This window comes from Paenibacillus endoradicis, assembly GCF_024721975.1.
Genome location: NZ_JANQBB010000001.1, coordinates 615,785 through 634,003 on the forward strand (window position 1 = coordinate 615,785; position 18,219 = coordinate 634,003).

22 protein-coding genes and 1 pseudogene are annotated in these 18,219 nt (G+C 38.7%); 22 read left to right on the forward strand and 1 reads right to left on the reverse strand.

From position 1 onward, the window contains the following. The first annotated feature begins 154 nt into the window (after nucleotides 1–154). The 18 genes from NV377_RS02700 to NV377_RS02785 all read left to right on the forward strand — a co-directional run bounded on the left by NV377_RS02700 (nucleotide 155) and on the right by NV377_RS02785 (nucleotide 12,828). Nucleotides 155–685 carry a hypothetical protein gene (locus NV377_RS02700; protein ID WP_258199621.1) on the forward strand — a complete coding sequence of 177 codons (531 nt, stop codon included), beginning with the start codon at nucleotides 155–157 and terminating at the stop codon, nucleotides 683–685. Nucleotides 686–925: 240 nt separating this feature from the next. After that, nucleotides 926–1,327: a YlxM family DNA-binding protein gene (ylxM, locus tag NV377_RS02705; protein WP_258199622.1), complete on the forward strand. Its 402-nt coding sequence runs from the start codon at nucleotides 926–928 to the stop codon at nucleotides 1,325–1,327. Next, entirely contained in the window at nucleotides 1,314–2,711 is a 1,398-nt protein-coding gene (gene ffh / locus NV377_RS02710; protein WP_258199623.1) for a signal recognition particle protein, read from the forward strand. Before ylxM ends, ffh begins: the two co-directional genes overlap by 14 nt. A gap of 265 nt (nucleotides 2,712–2,976) precedes the next feature. Then, nucleotides 2,977–3,249, forward strand: a complete 273-nt coding sequence (gene rpsP, locus NV377_RS02715) for a 30S ribosomal protein S16 (RefSeq protein WP_258199624.1) — start codon at nucleotides 2,977–2,979, stop codon at nucleotides 3,247–3,249. A 42-nt stretch (nucleotides 3,250–3,291) separates the two neighbouring features. Next, complete coding sequence (locus tag NV377_RS02720; RefSeq protein WP_258199625.1) at nucleotides 3,292–3,519, forward strand: KH domain-containing protein; 228 nt, start codon at nucleotides 3,292–3,294, stop codon at nucleotides 3,517–3,519. 91 nt (nucleotides 3,520–3,610) lie between these two features. Then, nucleotides 3,611–4,135, forward strand: coding sequence for a ribosome maturation factor RimM (gene rimM, locus NV377_RS02725; protein WP_258199626.1), 525 nt, complete (start codon nucleotides 3,611–3,613; stop codon nucleotides 4,133–4,135). A 1-nt stretch (nucleotide 4,136) separates the two neighbouring features. Then, the gene (gene trmD / locus NV377_RS02730; protein ID WP_258199627.1) at nucleotides 4,137–4,883 is read left to right on the forward strand and encodes a tRNA (guanosine(37)-N1)-methyltransferase TrmD; all 747 of its coding nucleotides are present in this window, start codon (nucleotides 4,137–4,139) and stop codon (nucleotides 4,881–4,883) included. A 174-nt stretch (nucleotides 4,884–5,057) separates the two neighbouring features. Continuing rightward, nucleotides 5,058–5,399: a 50S ribosomal protein L19 gene (gene rplS, locus NV377_RS02735; RefSeq protein ID WP_258199628.1), complete on the forward strand. Its 342-nt coding sequence runs from the start codon at nucleotides 5,058–5,060 to the stop codon at nucleotides 5,397–5,399. Nucleotides 5,400–5,483: 84 nt separating this feature from the next. After that, complete coding sequence (gene lepB / locus NV377_RS02740) at nucleotides 5,484–6,203, forward strand: signal peptidase I (protein WP_258199629.1); 720 nt, start codon at nucleotides 5,484–5,486, stop codon at nucleotides 6,201–6,203. 14 nt (nucleotides 6,204–6,217) lie between these two features. Then, nucleotides 6,218–7,114 carry a ribosome biogenesis GTPase YlqF gene (gene ylqF / locus NV377_RS02745; RefSeq protein ID WP_258199630.1) on the forward strand — a complete coding sequence of 299 codons (897 nt, stop codon included), beginning with the start codon at nucleotides 6,218–6,220 and terminating at the stop codon, nucleotides 7,112–7,114. After that, nucleotides 7,115–7,756 (forward strand): ribonuclease HII, encoded by a 642-nt coding sequence (gene rnhB / locus NV377_RS02750; protein ID WP_258199631.1) that lies wholly within the window; start codon nucleotides 7,115–7,117, stop codon nucleotides 7,754–7,756. A 117-nt stretch (nucleotides 7,757–7,873) separates the two neighbouring features. Continuing rightward, nucleotides 7,874–8,404 carry a GNAT family N-acetyltransferase gene (locus NV377_RS02755; RefSeq protein ID WP_258199632.1) on the forward strand — a complete coding sequence of 177 codons (531 nt, stop codon included), beginning with the start codon at nucleotides 7,874–7,876 and terminating at the stop codon, nucleotides 8,402–8,404. Between the two features lie 181 nt (nucleotides 8,405–8,585). Continuing rightward, entirely contained in the window at nucleotides 8,586–10,667 is a 2,082-nt protein-coding gene (locus tag NV377_RS02760; protein WP_258199633.1) for a TP0910 N-terminal domain-containing protein, read from the forward strand. Next, nucleotides 10,664–10,957 carry an EscU/YscU/HrcU family type III secretion system export apparatus switch protein gene (locus tag NV377_RS02765; protein ID WP_258199634.1) on the forward strand — a complete coding sequence of 98 codons (294 nt, stop codon included), beginning with the start codon at nucleotides 10,664–10,666 and terminating at the stop codon, nucleotides 10,955–10,957. The genes NV377_RS02760 and NV377_RS02765 overlap by 4 nt, the downstream gene beginning before the upstream one ends. After that, nucleotides 10,954–11,331 carry a YraN family protein gene (locus tag NV377_RS02770; protein WP_258199635.1) on the forward strand — a complete coding sequence of 126 codons (378 nt, stop codon included), beginning with the start codon at nucleotides 10,954–10,956 and terminating at the stop codon, nucleotides 11,329–11,331. The genes NV377_RS02765 and NV377_RS02770 overlap by 4 nt, the downstream gene beginning before the upstream one ends. A gap of 161 nt (nucleotides 11,332–11,492) precedes the next feature. Continuing rightward, complete coding sequence (locus tag NV377_RS02775) at nucleotides 11,493–11,645, forward strand: hypothetical protein (protein ID WP_258199636.1); 153 nt, start codon at nucleotides 11,493–11,495, stop codon at nucleotides 11,643–11,645. 180 nt (nucleotides 11,646–11,825) lie between these two features. Further along, entirely contained in the window at nucleotides 11,826–12,338 is a 513-nt protein-coding gene (locus NV377_RS02780) for a nucleoside deaminase (RefSeq protein ID WP_258199637.1), read from the forward strand. 28 nt (nucleotides 12,339–12,366) lie between these two features. Then, entirely contained in the window at nucleotides 12,367–12,828 is a 462-nt protein-coding gene (locus tag NV377_RS02785; protein ID WP_258199638.1) for a hypothetical protein, read from the forward strand. 186 nt (nucleotides 12,829–13,014) lie between these two features. Here the strand turns inward: NV377_RS02785 and NV377_RS02790 are convergent, their stop codons facing one another. Continuing rightward, nucleotides 13,015–14,913, reverse strand: coding sequence for a terpene cyclase/mutase family protein (locus NV377_RS02790; RefSeq protein ID WP_258199639.1), 1,899 nt, complete (start codon nucleotides 14,911–14,913; stop codon nucleotides 13,015–13,017). A 120-nt stretch (nucleotides 14,914–15,033) separates the two neighbouring features. Here NV377_RS02790 and NV377_RS02795 point away from each other — a divergent pair. From NV377_RS02795 to NV377_RS02810, 4 genes and pseudogenes are all read left to right on the forward strand, one after another. Then, nucleotides 15,034–16,164 (forward strand): annotated as a pseudogene (locus NV377_RS02795) (glycerate kinase). A gap of 131 nt (nucleotides 16,165–16,295) precedes the next feature. Next, nucleotides 16,296–16,766: a hypothetical protein gene (locus tag NV377_RS02800; RefSeq protein WP_258199640.1), complete on the forward strand. Its 471-nt coding sequence runs from the start codon at nucleotides 16,296–16,298 to the stop codon at nucleotides 16,764–16,766. A 129-nt stretch (nucleotides 16,767–16,895) separates the two neighbouring features. Further along, nucleotides 16,896–17,444, forward strand: a complete 549-nt coding sequence (locus NV377_RS02805; protein WP_258199641.1) for a GNAT family N-acetyltransferase — start codon at nucleotides 16,896–16,898, stop codon at nucleotides 17,442–17,444. Nucleotides 17,445–17,704: 260 nt separating this feature from the next. Continuing rightward, nucleotides 17,705–18,211, forward strand: a complete 507-nt coding sequence (locus tag NV377_RS02810; RefSeq protein ID WP_258199642.1) for a hypothetical protein — start codon at nucleotides 17,705–17,707, stop codon at nucleotides 18,209–18,211. Nucleotides 18,212–18,219 lie beyond the last annotated feature (8 nt).

The following is an 18,219-nucleotide window of genomic DNA, read 5'->3' on the forward strand; positions in this document are numbered from 1 at the left end:
GGACAGCTTTTTTATGCTATGTAAAAACGAGATCGAATTGTATCACTGATCTGAATAGATTGTATAAATTGACTTTATTCCTTGAATAACGATATCGATTGCATTAATGTTAACATGATGAGAATACCCAGGAACATGAAATGAAGGTGATGACATGATAGATCAACAGTTACGAGCAAAAGAACTTTTTGATAAACATTATGGGAACAAGCTTCAAATGTTCCGCGAAGGTCAGCTTGAGGAATACAAAAGTTGCAATATTGCAATAGAACAAGAGATGCAGTGGATAAAAGAATTAATTCAGCATTTTTCAGCACAATTATCTATTAGAAATTGGGATGCGGTACATCATCTTGACGTAACTGCAAGTAATTATAAAGATATTGATATTGTTACGAATATTTTGTTGTTCTCAACAAGACATCTGAAAAGTGCAGACAGTATTGTAAAGCTCAAGTATGCAGAATATATGATTCATATTATTGGCTCGACAAAAGATATATTAACGAAGGCTCAGCTTATTGATGCGATTAAGAAAACACTGTTAATTTTTGATGATATAATAAAAGGTCAATTAGTCGTTGATCCCGGTCATGAATTGAGCCTTCATCAATTAAGCGATAAGAAATCACTTAATAATCGGGCGAAGCGTGGCATTGAGCAGTTAGAGGGTATAACCATATAGAGGAAGTTCAAGCAGAAAATCCATACGCTGTTGGCGATAGAGACTTTCTCGCTGCTGAGAATGGGAAATATTTCACAACGGTGGCTACTATTGCGAAAATGAAGTAGTGACAAGTAAAAATACTTGACACATGAAAATGATTAAGTTATGATAATATTCGTTGCCAAGTGTAAAGGTAAACTACTTTACAGTGAAAGCCGATTGGTACACGCTTCAAAGGATGTAATGGAGGGAAATGGAATGCAACATATAGAGCCAGATGCCCTAGCCAAGACAACACGCATTAATTTGCTGTTAGATTTCTATGAAGAGTTATTAACAGATAAGCAACGAACTATTTTAACATATTACTACCACGATGATTTTTCATTAGGTGAAATCGCTACTGAATTTGGCATTAGTCGCCAAGCAGTGTATGATAATATAAAGCGGGCCCAGCAGGCGCTGGAATCGTATGAACGAAAGTTGGGACTGTTAACCAGGCATGGGCAAACAGTGCACCTGACGGAGCAATTAGAAGATCAACTTGATCAACTACAACTTCCGATGGAGCAACGACAACATTTACAAACTGTCGTTGAACAGTTACGTTCTATAGAAATTATGACACAAATGGAGGCGATAAAGGATGGCAGCATTTGAGAGTTTGTCGAGTCGGCTGCAGAATGTTTTCAGCAAGCTGAAGGGCAAAGGAAAAGTTTCTGAAAATGATGTCGCTGAAGCGATGCGTGAAGTACGACTTGCTCTTCTTGAGGCAGACGTTAACTTCAAAGTCGTGAAAGACTTTATAGCCAAGGTGAAAGAGCAAGCTATTGGACTAGATGTATCTAAAAGCTTTACGCCTGGCATGGTCATTATTGATATTGTTAATAAAGAACTTACTGAGCTTATGGGTGGAACTCAAGCGAAGCTTGCTAAAGCTAACAAACCTCCAACAGTTATTATGATGGTTGGTTTACAGGGTGCGGGTAAAACAACATCCTCTGGTAAGCTTGCAAGATTATTGCAAAAAGGAAACCATAAACCACTACTAGTTGCTTGTGATATATACCGTCCTGCGGCAATCAAACAACTTCAAGTTCTAGGTGAGCAGATCAATGCACCAGTATTTGCAATGGGTGATCAAGTTTCTCCTATTGAAATAGCTCGTAATGGTTTGCAACACGCCAAAGATAACGGTAATGATTATGTTATTTTCGATACAGCTGGTCGATTACATATCGATGAAGCTTTAATGGGTGAATTGAAAGACATTCATGCCATTGTTAAGCCAGATGAGGTGCTCTTAGTCGTTGATGCAATGACTGGTCAGGACGCTGTAAACGTCGCTCAAAGCTTTCATGAACAATTGGAGCTAACAGGTGTCGTTCTAACGAAACTAGATGGGGATACTCGTGGTGGTGCGGCTCTTTCTGTAAAAGCTGTAACCGGACAACCTATTAAGTTCGCGGCAATGGGCGAGAAGATCGATTCTTTGGAGCCGTTCCATCCTGAACGTATGGCATCTCGTATCCTTGGTATGGGTGATATGCTTTCTCTAATTGAGAAAGCGCAAGCGGGAATCGATGCAGACAAAGCTGCTGAGATGGAACGCAAAATGCGTAATGCGGAATTTACTTTTGATGATTTCCTAGAGCAAATGGAGCAAGTCAAAAAATTAGGTCCATTGGATCAAATTATGGATATGTTGCCAGGCATGGGTAAGATGAAAGGTAATATGAAAGATATGAAGGTTGATGAAAAGCAACTGGATCGCGTGGAAGCCATTGTCAAATCAATGACAAAGGAAGAGAAACAAAAGCCAGAATTACTTAATCATAGCCGACGTAAACGTATTGCTACAGGTAGTGGTTCTACCATTGTTGAAGTTAATCGACTGATCAAACAGTTTGATGATATGCGTAAAATGATGAAACAATTTAGTTCAATGATGGGCCCGAACGGACCTAAAGGTCTTAAAGGTGGTAAAAAAGGTATGAAGGGGATGAAAGGGCTTCTAGGCAAAAACATGAAGTTTCCCTTTTAGACTTTGATCACGATGGTTATGCTGATGTAGCGTATTCGGCTTCGAATATGGCATTCATCGCTTGCTCCGTTGCTCGTGTACCGATTACGTACACTGTGCTACTCACTTCACTAGCTTCATGCCATCTTCTTGGTGCTGAAAGTCTAAAATCGCTTCGAAGCTTTTGTGGTGAATTCGGTCGCCGTATGCTCGTGTACTTTGTACCTGTGCTACTCGCTTGGTGTTTATATTCAATGTATGATTTTTCGAAGGAGGTGAATTTCTAATGGCAGTTCGTATTCGTTTGAAACGTATGGGTGCTCACAAAGCTCCATTCTATCGCGTAGTAGTATCTGATTCTCGTTCTCCACGTGATGGTCGTTTTATTGAAGAAATCGGTACTTATAATCCAGTTGCGCAACCTGCAGTAGTAACAATCAACGAAGAAAAAGCGTTGAAATGGCTACAAACAGGTGCTCAAGCATCTGATACAGTTCGTGACTTGCTTTCAAAAGCGGGTGTAATGAAAAAATTCCATGAGCTTAAACAACAGAAGTAATAACTATTAGTTATTACTGTTGAGAAGCGGAGGGCTTTGTTGATGAAGGAGTTAATTCTTGTCATAGCGAAGGCTTTAGTGGATCATCCGGAAGATGTGCGCGTTCATGTTAAAGATGAACGCAGTACGATTTACGAGCTTTCGGTTCATCCATCTGATGTCGGTAAAATTATCGGTAAGCAAGGTCGTATTGCGAAAGCGATACGAACTGTGGTGAACTCGGCTGCAACTAAGTCTAACGAGCGTGTGATCGTTAACATTCAATCATAAGTGAATGCGCCGTCAGGAGGGTTAGGATGAAAATCCTGACCCTCTTTTGGCATGGAAATGCGAAAAAGTTTGTTAAGTAAGGGATGATGAAATGAGTGGAACTTGGTATAATGTTGGTCTGATTGTGAATACACACGGACTAAAAGGTGACATTAAAGTAATGTCACGTACAGATTTCCCAGAAGAGCGCTTCGCTGTAGGCAGTAAGCTCGTTATGTTCAATGAAGAAACAGGGCAATCTATAAAAATTGAGATTGTGAACTCGCGTGAGCAAAAGGGAATGTACTTTATTAAGTTAAAAGGTTATAACGATATTAATGAAGTAGAGAAATTCAAAGGCTGGCTTATTAAGGTAGCTGCTGAAGATCAAGGTTCATTAGATGATGGCGAATATTTTTATCATCAAATTATCGGCTGTGAAGTATACAGCGATGAAGATGAATTGCTTGGCGTAGTAACAGAAATTCTGTCTCCAGGCGCCAATGATGTCTGGGTTGTAGAACCTGAAAAGGGCAAAGGCAAACAGATTTTGTTACCAGTAATTGATCCTGTCGTACTTAATGTTGATGTGGCAAGTAAACGAATCACTGTTCATTTGCTAGAAGGATTGGTCTAACATGAAAATTGATGTGTTAACATTATTTCCAGAGATGTTCACTGGTGTGTTCAGTAGTAGCATCTTGGGAAAAGCTCACCAAAAAGGAATAGTTGAGCTTAACGCGATTAATTTCCGTAAATATGCCAATAATAAGCATAATACGGTAGACGATTATCCTTACGGCGGCGGCGGTGGTATGGTCTTGAAGGCTGAACCTGTATTTGCTGCAGTGGAGGAATTACAAGCTCAAGCTTCAGAGCCACCACGTGTAATTTTGATGTGCCCACAAGGGGAAAGTTATACACAACGTAAGGCAGAGGAATTAAGCGCGTCTAGCCATCTCGTATTCATTTGCGGTCATTATGAAGGTTATGATGAGCGTATTCGTCAGCATCTAGTTACAGATGAAATATCTGTAGGAGATTATGTGCTTACCGGTGGAGAAATTCCTGCGATGACAGTAATCGATAGTATTGTTAGATTACTGCCGGGTGTTCTTGGCAATGAGACAAGTGCAATTACGGATTCATTCAGTACTGGTCTACTGGAATATCCTCACTATACAAGACCTGCTCAATTCCGCGATTGGTCAGTTCCAGATGAATTATTATCTGGGCATCATGCTAATATTGAGAAGTGGAGACGTGAACAATCGCTATTACGCACATTGGAACGTCGACCTGATCTACTTGAGCATGTTGAGTTGTCCAAGAAAGAGCAGAAATGGCTATCTGAGCAACGAAAGTTGTTAACTAACAACCCATAATAGCATTGTGATTGAACAATTAGGACAAACCCATAAGTTATCATTGTATTGATGCTATAAATATGATAAAATGATTAATGTTGTTCGTATAACGGGTGGTCCGCTATAAACGATGATCTACTCAGAAGAATAGGGAGTTTATAAGAACATCTATGGTGAAAGGAGTTGAATGTATTGAATATCCTACAAGCAATTGCTCAGGAACAGCTTCGTCAAGACGTACCTAATTTCCGTCCTGGTGACACGCTAAAAGTATACGTAAAAGTAATCGAGGGAACTCGTGAACGTGTTCAGTTATTCGAAGGCGTAGTAATTAAACGTCGCGGTGGCGGAATTAGTGAAACTTTTACTGTACGTAAAATTTCATACGGTGTTGGTGTGGAAAGAACTTTCCCTCTTCATTCACCAAAGCTTGAAAAAATCGAAGTAGCACGTCGTGGTAAAGTTCGCCGCGCTAAATTGTACTACCTTCGTAACCTTCGTGGTAAAGCTGCAAGAATTAAAGAAATTCGTTAAAATGAATCATCAAGAGGAGCTTGTTCTATCAAGCTCCTTTTCGTTTTTTTTTGCATCTGCTAGAGTCTAGAGGAGGGCTGTACAATGGAACCCAAAGATGAGTTACTAGATCAACAAAAAGCTACGAAAGATGATGTAGCTGAGCAGTATGAAAGCTCTCAGGATGAAAATAATGATATGGCACCTGGCTCTACAGTTACAAGGGCGAGCAAGAAACAAAAACAAGAGAAAACGTACAAAGAGGTTGTGGATTGGATTAAGTCCATTGTAATCGCTGTTGTACTTGTTGCCATAGTTCGTATTTTTCTATTCTCACCATTTATTGTTGATGGTGATTCAATGGAACCTAACTTTCATACCCATGAACGTGTAATAGTTAACTTGCTTATTTATAATATTAGTAAGCCTGAATATGGTGATGTTGTCGTATTCGATGTACCTGAAGAAGGTAGACGTTTCATTAAGCGTATTATTGGTGTACCAGGTGATACTATTAAAGTAGAAGGTGACCAACTGTACATTAATGATAAGTTAATTACAGAGCCTTATCTTACAAAAGCCATTGCAGAGAGCATGGCTAATGGAACGACTTATAACGGAATTGGAGACTCATTCAGTTTCCCTAATGAAAGTTACCCAGATAACGTTGTCCCTGAAGGAATGTATTATGTGATGGGCGATAATAGAGGTTATAGTAAGGATAGTAGAGCTATCGGTTACGTATCGGAGGACGAAATTATCGGACGTGCTGATGTCGTAATGTGGCCATTAGATAAATTAGAGTTGGTTAAGCATTACAACTAGATGAGGTGACTTAAATGGCGATTCAATGGTTCCCGGGGCATATGACCCGTGCCAAGCGTCAAATACAGGATAAGCTGAAATTAATCGATATTGCGATTGAACTACTAGATGCACGAGTGCCTATTTCTAGTCGTAATCCAATGATTGATGAAATTTTGCAAGGAAAGCCAAGACTTATCATTTTGAATAAGTCTGATTTGGCTGATCCTGTCATGAATGAACAATGGAAACAATATTTCGAGAATGAAGGACATACTGTTGCTATTGTAGATTCTAATACTGGTACACGTGTCAATGAAATTCCGATTTTGACTAAGCAAATATTGAAAGCAAAGATCGATAGACAGATTGCTAAAGGGATGAATCCTCGTGCTAACCGTGGACTAATTGTAGGTATTCCGAACGTTGGGAAATCTACCTTAATTAATCGTCTCGCAGGCCGTAATATCGCGATCACTGGCGATAAACCAGGTGTTACGAAAGGTCAACAATGGATTAAAGCAGGCGGCGAATTAGAGTTGCTTGATACACCAGGTATTCTATGGCCGAGATTTGATGATCAAATCGTAGGATATCGATTGGCAATGACAGGCGCAATTCGTGAGCAAATTTTGAATATTGATGAAATCGGATATTATGCGATTAAAACACTTGCGGGCAGATATTGGAACACAATTGCGGAGCGCTATAGCTTAACGATCGACCCTCCGAAAGATCTGGAAGATAACGAAGAAATTGTTCGAGTTATGGAAGAAATCGGACGCAAACGTGGTTGCTTAATGAGTGGTAACCGAGTAGATCTTGATAAAGCATCTGGAATCATATTGCGTGATCTACGTGCTGCCAAATTAGGACGTATTACGCTAGAAGCTCCATTTGATGATATGCCTATAAGAGAGGTTAAGAAATAGATGTCTGATGTCATCGATTTGTTGGACTTTGAGAAGGCGTTATGGTCACAAGGGATTGAACATATTGCTGGTGTGGATGAGGTAGGTAGAGGTTGTCTATTTGGTGATGTAGTTGCCGCTGCGGTAATCTTACCACCTGGTTGCATCATAGATGGGATCAATGATTCCAAAAAGCTAACGGAAAAGAAGCGCGAGCAGCTATACGCCGAAATTATTGATCAAGCTGTAGCTTACTGTGTCGCGCGAATTCCAGCACCAATCATTGATGAACTGAATATTAAGCAAGCTTCACGTCTAGCGATGAAGCAAGCAGTTGAAGGTCTACAAGTAGCCGCTCAATTTCTTTTAGTGGATGCAGAGATTATTGATCTTGAAATTCCTCAAGAAGGTATTGTAAAAGGTGATGCACGTAGTCAATCGATCGGAGCTGCATCAATATTAGCGAAAGTTACTCGTGATCGTCTGTGCGAACAAGAGTGGAATGACTTATATCCGCAGTATGAACTTGCGAAACATAAAGGTTATGGTACGAAAGTACATAATGCAGCAATCTTGGAATATGGCCCTACAATTATGCATCGCAAAACATTTTTGAAGAAGCTCCTTGGTGAGCAATTAGAGAGTGTATGGCCGAAGCAATAGTAGATATTGAATGTTATATTATGCTTTACAAGCAATAGAAGCGACTTGTAACCTAACTTAATGGATAGGATGCAGGTCGCTTTTTGTATCTCGATGGATAATGAGAGGAGTGGGAAAATGTTTCCTACATTAGAGACGGAAAGATTGTTACTGAGAGAAATCGTAAAGAATGATGCTGAGGGTATATTCTCCTGCTTTTCTAATGAAAATGTTACTCGATATTATGGGCAAGAAACATTAGTACATATAGAGCAAGCTGAAGCATTTGTTGATTTTTTTGCCAATAGTTATAAAGAGAAAAAAGGAATGCGCTGGGGAATTGAAATCAAAGGGCATCAAGGAATAATTGGGACTATGGGATTCAATGCATGGTCACCCAAACATAAACGAGCAGAAATTGGTTATGAAATACATCCTGAGTACTGGAGAAAGGGTTTCACTTCTGAAGCTCTATCTAAAGTAATCCAATATGGATTTGATGAATTAGCTCTAACACGTATTGGGGCAGTTGTCTTTATAGATAATGAAGCATCAAATAAGTTGCTAATTAAAGCTGGATTTCATAATGAGGGCATTCTGAGGGGTTATATGTATCAAAATGGAGTAGCTTACGATACTAATATGTATTCCATTCTCAATAAGAATTGATATGCTTTTATCCCACTGAAGGGTAGAATAACTTTGAATTTTTGTATTGTCTCTACTATAGAAAATCCAAGATGAATCTACATAATTAATTAAAGTTATAAAGGGATAGGATTGTAGTCAAAAAAAAGCGCTCAATAGCCGATAAATACTATATGTGAATGAAATGAGGTGGACAGCGCGCATGAGTATCGGAAATATTAAAGGCATATTGGGCGATGCAGTTAGCAATGATGTAAGAACATTAGAATTGAAGATTGGTCAGGTTGTTCGTGGCGTTGTTTTACAACAATATGATAATAACGAAGCGTTAGTTAATATAAATGGAGTACAAGTAAGAGCGAAGTTAGATATTCCGTTAATGGAAGGTCAAGCTTCATTACTTCAAGTTCAGCCAGATTCAAAAGGCGCATACATTTTGTTAAAACAAGTTGATCCGACGACACTTGGGATGAATGATCCAATGAAAGACATATTGAAAGCTCTCAATATGCCAGATAAAGCATGGGCGAATGATATCATTAAAGATTTGCGTAAAGAAGGATTTCCTTTGAATAAAGAAACAGCGGCAGCATTTCAGAAGGCAGCTCAGTTAATACCACCGGGCGTTAACCAAGAGCAATGGATGCAGGCAGCGGCTAGCGCATTTAAACGAGGATTACCGATGACCCAGGCAACCATTTCTGCTTTCCATCAGTTGCAATCGGGAGCACCTTTACACTTATTAATCGATCAATTGAAAAGCCAACTGTCTACGCTATTACAAGCTAACAATAGTGGGTCTACAAATACAAGTGCTCAGACAGTGTTAATGCTTAATCAGCTTTCAACTTTACTGGATGAAGGATCGGCATTGTTACGTTCTTTGGCAACTAATGGTGCAACGACGCAAAATTCTCTATCAATTGGGGCTGGTAATCAAGGAGCTATTGTAGCAACTGGTAGTGGAGAGTTAATAGCTAAAGATGCTCCATTAGTATCACAACAAGGTCAAGCACAAGCGGCAACGCAATCACAAAGCGGATTAAGTCCATCAACTTCACAAGGGAATCTTGGACTGCTCTTGAAGTGGCTAGGAGTAAATCACGAAACTACACTTGGTAAGCAGTTGCTTAATCAGCCACTAACAAGTTCTCAGCCGCAGACTAATCAAGCTACTACTCCGTCTATACAGACGCCTCTAACAACTAGCAATTTACAAAGTGGTAATATGAATGTAGGACAAGGGAATGCTGTGAACTCAGCTGGTGCGCTGGGAAATACTACGGTACCACCTACAGGGCAGCAACCGAATGTAGGCAATCAAGTCCAGCCTGCAACAACGAATGCAGCTCCAACTACTAGTAATCAGAGTGCGAATGTTGCTCCAACACCGACTACACCTGCTGCACCAACACCTGTAACGGCGTTTCAGCAATCAGTGGTAACTAGTCAAAGTGCTGAAGTGACAAGCAATCAAGTAAGTTCACAACCAGTAAGTCCAAGTAATCCACAAGCTACTCAGCCTACTGCACCACAGCAAATTTCGGTTCAACAGGCAGCTCATTTGCAAGGAGCTCCCCAAGCTAATGTGCAAAGTGACATCGTTCATAATCAAGCGACTGTTCATCATAATCCATTGTCAGCAAGTCAGCAAGCTGATAACTTACAACCACAAGCAAATGCAGCAGTAGCTCAAGCTGGTCAAGCGACAATGAATCATGAGAGTTTAAAATCTTCGATTATGCAATTGCTGCAAAGTACGGATACACCTGCTGCGGTGAAGGAAACGGCACAACAGTTATTGAATGCGATAACGGGACAGCAATTAATGTTATCGACAGAGCGGAATCACTCCGTATTCTCACATGTGACGATGTTTATTCCATTACAGGATCAAGATGGTGGGCAGACAGCTGCTGTTCATATTCAAACTCGTCGAGACCGTAAAGGTGAATTGGATTCGGAAAATTGCCGGATAGTATTCGATCTTAATATGAATGCGATTGGACCGACGATGGTCGATGTGAATATTACAAGTAAAATCGTTAGCTTGAATCTATGGAATGATCATCCTGCGATAAGTTCCTTGATTGAGGCGCTTAAGCCAGAAATTAGCGAAGCATTATATTCTACAGGTTATATGCTTTCTTCCGTTAGAACTACGCCGATTCCAACAGCAGAAGCTGAAAATGAGCAGCTAGAAGAACTAAAACAGAGAATGCTTCCACCTGATGTCGAACAGATCAACTCGACGCGTTATAAAGGAGTCGACTTCAAAGTATGAATGAACAACAACCAGTTACCAAAATGCGTAAAGCAGTAGCGATGAAGTATGATCCGTTGAATACTTCTGTACCTACACTTATCGCTAAAGGGCAAGGTGAACTTGCTGAACGTATACTAGCTAAAGCGAAAGAGAATGGAGTGCCGATACAAGAAGACCAATCGCTTGTTGAAGTATTGTCTAAATTAGATATTGATCAAGAGATTCCACCAGAGCTGTTTGCAGTAGTTGCAGAAATATTGAGCTTTGTTTACCGAGCGGATCGAAATGCGAGGGATTGGCCACTATGACCCTGAATCGAAAGCAGCTAGGTGCGGAAGGTGAAGAGCGTGCAAGTTTGTATTTGCAAGAGCAAGGCTACATCATCTTACAGCGCAACTGGCGCTGTAGTTCAGGCGAGTTAGATATTATTGCAAGTAAAGATAATCAGCTTGTGTTCGTCGAAGTAAGAACAAGAACCGTGTATGCTCAAGGGTCAGGAGTGAATCGTTATGGTTCAGTGCTAGAAGCGATCACTCCCCGTAAGCAGATACAGCTACGTCGTCTAGCAGAGATCTATCTCTATCAAGCGAAGCTACGAAACATCTCGCTCCGCTTTGATGTAGTGCTAGTAGAGCGAAGCGGGGAACAATATTCGATGAATCATATTAAACATGCGTTTTAAGCTAGATCGTACTACGAAAGTAGGAAGGTCTGGCTTTTTTGTTGTAGGTTATTCGTGGGTAATAATTGATGAAAGTAGTGGAGTCGATGTGTGATATAATGTTGGGATATTGAGCTAGAATATTAGATAGAAAAGATCATTTACAAGGCGGAGGAAATCACATGCGAAGCGAAGATCAAATTAAACGAAAAATTCACGAACTGCAACAAGCTAAGAACTCATCTACCCATGAGGATAGAACAAGAGTATTAGAATCGCAAATATTGATACTTGAGTGGGTATTGAATAATCCTACAGAGAGTTATCATGCGTAGATGAGAAGAGATTGGTAGTACTGGAAGCGTGCCGAGATAATATCGGTGCGCTTTTTTTGTTGCATGTTAGTGGGTTTATATGCAATATTTGGTTGTTTAATTTGGATATGGTTGTTATATTTGAGGTGGGTAGAGTCAACATTATTTATGGAAATAAGATGTAAAAGGTGGGGTGCTTTTGTGAAATTATCTAATTATGATTATTTAGTTATTACGCTAGAAGAAGCTCAAAAAGCTTTTGAAGAAGGTACCTATCCTATAGGTGCTGTAATTATAGATGGTGAAGGAAATGTTGTGAGTAGGGGCAGAAATCGTGTATTTTCAGAAGGTGATTGCACAGCTCATGCTGAAGTAGACGCAATTAGAAGAGCTTGTCGTCGACTATTAGATATGGATAATAAGAAGTTTGTGAAGAATGATCTAACGTTATATACAAGTTGTGAGCCATGTCCAATGTGTTCATGCACCATATTAATGTCAGGGATTAAAAATATCGTTTGGGCAGCAGACGATGATGATTATGGAGGTATCCGGAAATTCAAGGAAGGTACTAAATTTCTTGAATTATTTAATACTCTTTCATATGTAGCGTCTCCATATCTTGACTTAGAAAATAGGCAAAGAGAGTTACTCGCAAAGTGGAATATTGGTAGAGGAATTATAAACACGGAGTGGGAGAACATGAAGGAGTAATATCAATAATTAGTTGATCGGAGATCATATGAAGAACAATAAGACATATGCAATTGTAAATCCGTCGGCAATCAAAACTATAGTTTCAATGCTTCTAATAATAGCGATTCAGATTTATAGACTTATCCACCAGAAAGACGATGTAGATAACTTATATTACTTCGTGATAGCACTAACAGTTTTCGGTGTTTTAGTATTGATCGTTTCAGTTGTAAGAACATATATAATGGAACCTAGAGAGATTCGAATTAATAATGAAAGTATACATATTAGAGGTAGAATCATTAGAGCAGAAGAGATAAAGATGATTATGATAAGTATCAATAAAAAACAGGTCATTGGTATTAAACCAAAAGGTAAACTAATTGTTCCGCTATCCCTATACTATTGTTATATGAAAGATCAGGATGAAGGAATACAAGATTTAGTAAACTGGGCAAATGAGAAAGGAATTAAGTTGGAAATGGGCTCATTCGTAAGATGGCTTTAATGAATTTGAGAACTTGATAAAAAACAATAAGAATTTGTAATATATCTAGCGTTGTAATTAGGACAGGAGGAAAAGATGAGTCATATTATGTTATTTCAATTAAAGATGGCAAGAGATTGGTGAATTGAAGTTGCAGAATCCTGTCCTAAAGAACTGGCAGCGATACGAACGTTTATAGCGATATGATTATGAGTGAAATCCCCCATACTTCTTCTTATAGTGAGCTAGCGTCACTAATGGCCAAATGTAACGATAACTATGGTAACGGTTATAGAAATTTCCTGGAAGTCCAGCACCTGTTGGATAAGTAGTTAACCAATTGCTCTCATGTATCGATGTAAGAAGTCGATCAATGCCTCGCTTAATTTCGGGAATTGGTTGATCATGTACAGCGATTAGAGCATCTAATGCCCATGCGGTTTGTGAAGGTGTACTTTCACGGAGCGGGACATAGCGCCGAATAATATCGCTATTACAAGATTCACCCCAGCCGCCATCACTGTTTTGAATACTTAACAGCCATTGATCTGCTTTTTGGATTGCTTTATGATTCGATGAAGTTCCAATTGCCATTAAGCCAGTTATTGCTGCCCATGTACCATAAATATAACAAACTCCCCATCGACCATACCAAGAACCATTACGTTCTTGATGAGTGAATAACCAATCCACTCCTTTTTTGACACTTTTGTTGTCATCAGTAAGCCCTCTGAAGTTACCTAGATACTCTAATGTTCGACCTGTAAGATCAGCATCAGATGGGTCTATTGCTGCAGATTTTGCACCATCTAGTGCGAGCCAAGTCAGCATCTTATTATTAGTGTTTTTCTCAAAAGCTGGCCAGCCACCATCTTTATTTTGCATTGATAATGCCCAGTTCAGACCTAGATTAATAGATTCAAGGTATGCTGGATCATTAATGCTTAGATTCTGAATGGCACGTAGAGCTGCAGTAGTATCATCTACATCTGGGTTTAAAGTGTTGGACTCCGAGAAGCCCCAACCTCCAGGAATCGCACTAGCATTATGTAGACTCCAGTCTCCTTTGTTATGCTGCTGTTGTAACAACAAATATTGACCTGCTTTACGAATCGATAGTTGGTCTTGCTTTACTCCCGCCTCTTGTAAGGCATATGTGATTAATGCTGTGTCCCAAACGGTGGAAGGAGAATTTTGTATGGTTGTCTTTTCATCAGTAATATATCTCATATCGATTAAGCCTTGAACAGCACTCGTAATAGTCGGATGTTTCTTATCATATCCAAGTGCAAGTAAAGAGAATACCATTAATATGGTGCTACTAGCATAGCTATATAATGTTCCATCTGCCTCGATACGATCTAACATATACTGCTCTGCCTTTGACATTGCTATGTCATGCAGTGAACGAGAACTACCGATCAATCTAGTTCGGCCTAACTCAATCATCTCGATCATTTGTGTGAATTCGATTGAATCATGTTCACCAGCATCTATTCGACTACTTTGAAGATCGCTAAGATTAGGGATGCTACCTGTTTGGATCGAAAAGCTTTGATTAGACATAATGAGCATTGGAATAAGGTGAACTCTTGAATAACCTGAGAATTGAAATATGTTAATAGGTTGTATTGTAGGGAGAAGGATGATCTCTAGTGGTATTAATTTGATGGAGGTGGGCCATTTGATCTGACCTGTTGCAGCAAGCACAGCATTACTCAATAAACCTTTTGATGCGCCAAGCCCACCTTGCGAGATAATGTATTGCTTTGCTCTTTGCATAAAATCCTCAGTTGATTTACTATAGCCGGAATAGAGTAAAGCGTAGTAAGCATCTATCGTTGCAGATAAATTCCCCTTTTCTTCATCTTTATATAAACTCCAATATCCATCGAGATGTTGCTGAGCTACTATGCGATTATGCAATTGTTGTATAATTAACTCATTCTTAGAATTTATGGATCTTAACAGTATAATCATATATGAATCAATGATTGTTCCATTTTCGAAGCAATAACGCCAAGAACCATCTGATTTTTGCTCATTAATCAGATAGTTTGCAAGTTTAGATATTTCATTCGTTACTTTATCATTATGTGATGGCATAAATCGTCACCTCCAAAACCTTTTTATTAGTATATAGAAGTGAAAAAGTAATCATGTTCATTTTTATAAAATGACGCTTGATATTGTTTGTATCTAATTTCTAGAAAGTAGGTAGAAGGTATGAAAATTATTGTTGCACCCGATTCATTCAAAGGAAGTATTTCAGCTATAGATGCAGCTCATGCCATTCAAAAAGGGATTAATAACTATTTACTTGAAATTGAAACGATAGTTATCCCTTTAGCGGATGGTGGAGAAGGTACTTTAGACTGTCTTCTAGCATCAAGAGGAGGGGAGGTCGTGCCTGCAACTGTAACAGATCCGCTCGGCAATAAGATCGAATCCGAATACGGAGTAATTGCATCAGAACATATTGCAATTATCGAAATGGCAAGAGCGTCTGGGATTGGTTTGCTCTCTGATTAAGAAAGAAATCCACTTATAACAACAACTTTTGGAACGGGAGAGTTAATTGCTCATGCACTAGATGCGGGTTATCGTAAATTTATTGTTGCAATTGGCGGTAGCGCTACAAATGATGGCGGAGCGGGTATGTTACAGGCATTAGGGATGCGACTTCTTGATGGGGACGGCAATGATATATCTTATGGTGGCGGTTGTTTAGATCGTATTGTAAAGATAGATTCTAGCGATTTCGATCAAAGGATTACTCAATCACAATTTATATTAGCTTCTGATGTACAAAATCCATTCGTAGGTCCAAATGGAGCTTCCTACATCTATGGTTCGCAAAAAGGTGCGACACCTGTAATGATGAAGCAATTAGATGATAATATGATTCATTGGGCAAATGTTATAGAAGCGAACACGGGAACACATCTACATGATCAAGCAGGAGCAGGTGCAGCTGGTGGACTTGGAGGTGCATTTCTCACGTTTTTCCCAGTTGAATTGAAGCGAGGTGTTCATGTGGTTATTGAGCATTCATCACTACTGGATCATTTACAGAACGCAGATTTGGTTATTACAGGTGAGGGGCGAATAGATCATCAGACAGCTTCAGGAAAAACCGTGATGGGAATTGCCGAGGAAGCAAGTAAATGGAACGTACCTGTTATTGCATTGGCAGGTTCTATTGGAGCTGGCATTGAGCAACTGAACGAGATAGGAATACAAAGCATACATAGTATCGTCAATGGTCCGATGTCACTTCAAGAAGCGATGGCGCGCGCACCGGAATTACTAGAACAAACCACAGAGCAATTGATGCGATTAAGGTATATGAAATAAAGTGTGATAAGGTAAAAAATGGTTGAATAGTATGTTGTTAGATAGTATGTTTATGGAAGTGAATTTACTGTAGAGTTCTATTTTATTAATAAGAAGTTATATGAAATTACTATGAGAGCGAGAATAATGATATGAAACAGATTACCATCAATAAGTGGGTAATTGAATACGACGAACAGAGAACAAACGACTTTTATAAGTCTCACTATTTAATAACAGAAGGATGTAGCTGTCTTAATTGCAAGAACTTCGTAAAGGCAGTTGAAGTCATGCCGGAGGGGATAATTAGTTTTCTAAAGAAATTAGGAATAGATCCAAGAAAGGGAGAAGTTTCAGCGTTTTGTGAGAATGAAGATGATACTCACCTTTATGGAGGATTTTATCATATTGTAGGAAAATTAATTAGCGGACCTGATTGTTGGATTAAGACGGTTGAGAATGAACTTACACATGCAGTTCTTGATAGTGAAATGTATGAAGTAGATGGAATTATATTTGGTTTTACATATGGCGTGAGTTTATTGCCCACTAATTTCCCTGAACCGGCATTGCAAATAGAATTTCAAGGAAATATCCCTTGGGTATTATCAGAGAAACCATAGATGGAATTATGAAAATTCGAAGGAGTGGTTAGACGCCCACCTAAGATAAGAGCCATCTAATGTGGGCGTTTGTCGTGATGACAAAAACGTTATACGAAAGTACCTACAAAACGAAAGGAAAATATTAAAATGAGTATATTTCCTATATTAGAAACCGATAGATTGGTGTTAAGACAATTAAATCAAGAAGATTCTCAAGTTCTTTTTGAGTATTTCTCATTGGGTGAGGTAATAAAATATTACGATTTAGATTCGTTCAATGAAATAAAACAAGCTGAACAATTGATTCATAATTGGAACCAAAGGTATGAAAACAATCAAGGAATTCGTTGGGGAATTACATTGAAATCGGAAAACCGATTGATTGGGACATGTGGGTTTCACAATTGGATGAAGGAACATTATAAAGCAGAAATCGGATATGAATTAAACCCGAAATATTGGTGTAATGGCATTATGACGGAGGCAATAAATGAAATTCTCGAATATGGATTTGAGGAATTAGAGCTTAACAGAATTGAAGCATTCATAGATCCGGAGAATATAAGTTCAAGAAAGTTACTTGAGAAAACAGGATTAAAAGAGGAAGGACTGTTAAAAGAAGTATTTTATGAAAAAAGTCAATTTGTAGATGCTATCATTTTTGCAATATTAAAAAAGAATTATAAAGGTAAGTAAACAATATGAAATAAGGGTGATGAGCAGAAAATTGTTCAGATATTAAGAGACACTATTATTTCAATGTACTATTCAACAATCAAGATGTTTTTGGAATAGGGATTACTTCATTCATAAAATTATCTAAGAGAACTAAGGGTAATTCGTAGAATACGTATCTAACATCTAACTTTACATTCAAGCATAGGGTAAGTGATTGCAGTCGAGGATATATGAAAGTAACGTCAAATTTCATAAGTGTAGTAAGAAAGGAGAATTATATGAAGGTAAAGCTAAAGCAAGAAGATCTTCAAAATATTCAATTGAGTTGGAAATGTATTGAACCCATGTTACTTGCTGTTCGAGGGAAAGACTTCCCTACTAAAATAGAAATGTATCAAAAGTTAAATGAAGGTCAAAAAGGATTATATTTATTTTACTCCTTCCACAACCACGCCAATACAATGGCAGAGTTCTACTGGTTTTCGTCTTATTACATAAATGAAGTTCAGTCATGGAGTGGAATAAAGAGTGGAGTGCAATATTATATGGATGATGAAATGGTAGACTTGCTAGAACAAATTGAATTGATCATTCAGCAGCGTAATCAAGAGAATATCACAGAGCGAAAAGCAAGTCCAACAGATTTAGAAACCGACGAGGAATTATATAATAAAGTTAAAGTACAATTCGATAGATATAGAGTACTTTCCGAGAATACAATTGATCTAATGAATCAGTGGATTATTAATAATAAAAAAGATTTCATTGATATTGATTCCCATTAGTTCGTAAC

Coding starts and splice junctions, on each gene's coding strand:
- NV377_RS02700 (WP_258199621.1), top strand. CDS start 155: ATGATAGATCAACAGTTACGAGCAAAAGAACTTTTTGATAAACATTAT.
- ylxM (WP_258199622.1), top strand. CDS start 926: ATGCAACATATAGAGCCAGATGCCCTAGCCAAGACAACACGCATTAAT.
- ffh (WP_258199623.1), top strand. CDS start 1,314: ATGGCAGCATTTGAGAGTTTGTCGAGTCGGCTGCAGAATGTTTTCAGC.
- rpsP (WP_258199624.1), top strand. CDS start 2,977: ATGGCAGTTCGTATTCGTTTGAAACGTATGGGTGCTCACAAAGCTCCA.
- NV377_RS02720 (WP_258199625.1), top strand. CDS start 3,292: ATGAAGGAGTTAATTCTTGTCATAGCGAAGGCTTTAGTGGATCATCCG.
- rimM (WP_258199626.1), top strand. CDS start 3,611: ATGAGTGGAACTTGGTATAATGTTGGTCTGATTGTGAATACACACGGA.
- trmD (WP_258199627.1), top strand. CDS start 4,137: ATGAAAATTGATGTGTTAACATTATTTCCAGAGATGTTCACTGGTGTG.
- lepB (WP_258199629.1), top strand. CDS start 5,484: ATGGAACCCAAAGATGAGTTACTAGATCAACAAAAAGCTACGAAAGAT.
- ylqF (WP_258199630.1), top strand. CDS start 6,218: ATGGCGATTCAATGGTTCCCGGGGCATATGACCCGTGCCAAGCGTCAA.
- rnhB (WP_258199631.1), top strand. CDS start 7,115: ATGTCTGATGTCATCGATTTGTTGGACTTTGAGAAGGCGTTATGGTCA.
- NV377_RS02755 (WP_258199632.1), top strand. CDS start 7,874: ATGTTTCCTACATTAGAGACGGAAAGATTGTTACTGAGAGAAATCGTA.
- NV377_RS02760 (WP_258199633.1), top strand. CDS start 8,586: ATGAGTATCGGAAATATTAAAGGCATATTGGGCGATGCAGTTAGCAAT.
- NV377_RS02765 (WP_258199634.1), top strand. CDS start 10,664: ATGAATGAACAACAACCAGTTACCAAAATGCGTAAAGCAGTAGCGATG.
- NV377_RS02770 (WP_258199635.1), top strand. CDS start 10,954: ATGACCCTGAATCGAAAGCAGCTAGGTGCGGAAGGTGAAGAGCGTGCA.
- NV377_RS02775 (WP_258199636.1), top strand. CDS start 11,493: ATGCGAAGCGAAGATCAAATTAAACGAAAAATTCACGAACTGCAACAA.
- NV377_RS02785 (WP_258199638.1), top strand. CDS start 12,367: ATGAAGAACAATAAGACATATGCAATTGTAAATCCGTCGGCAATCAAA.
- NV377_RS02790 (WP_258199639.1), bottom strand. CDS start 14,913: ATGCCATCACATAATGATAAAGTAACGAATGAAATATCTAAACTTGCA.
- NV377_RS02800 (WP_258199640.1), top strand. CDS start 16,296: ATGAAACAGATTACCATCAATAAGTGGGTAATTGAATACGACGAACAG.
- NV377_RS02805 (WP_258199641.1), top strand. CDS start 16,896: ATGAGTATATTTCCTATATTAGAAACCGATAGATTGGTGTTAAGACAA.
- NV377_RS02810 (WP_258199642.1), top strand. CDS start 17,705: ATGAAGGTAAAGCTAAAGCAAGAAGATCTTCAAAATATTCAATTGAGT.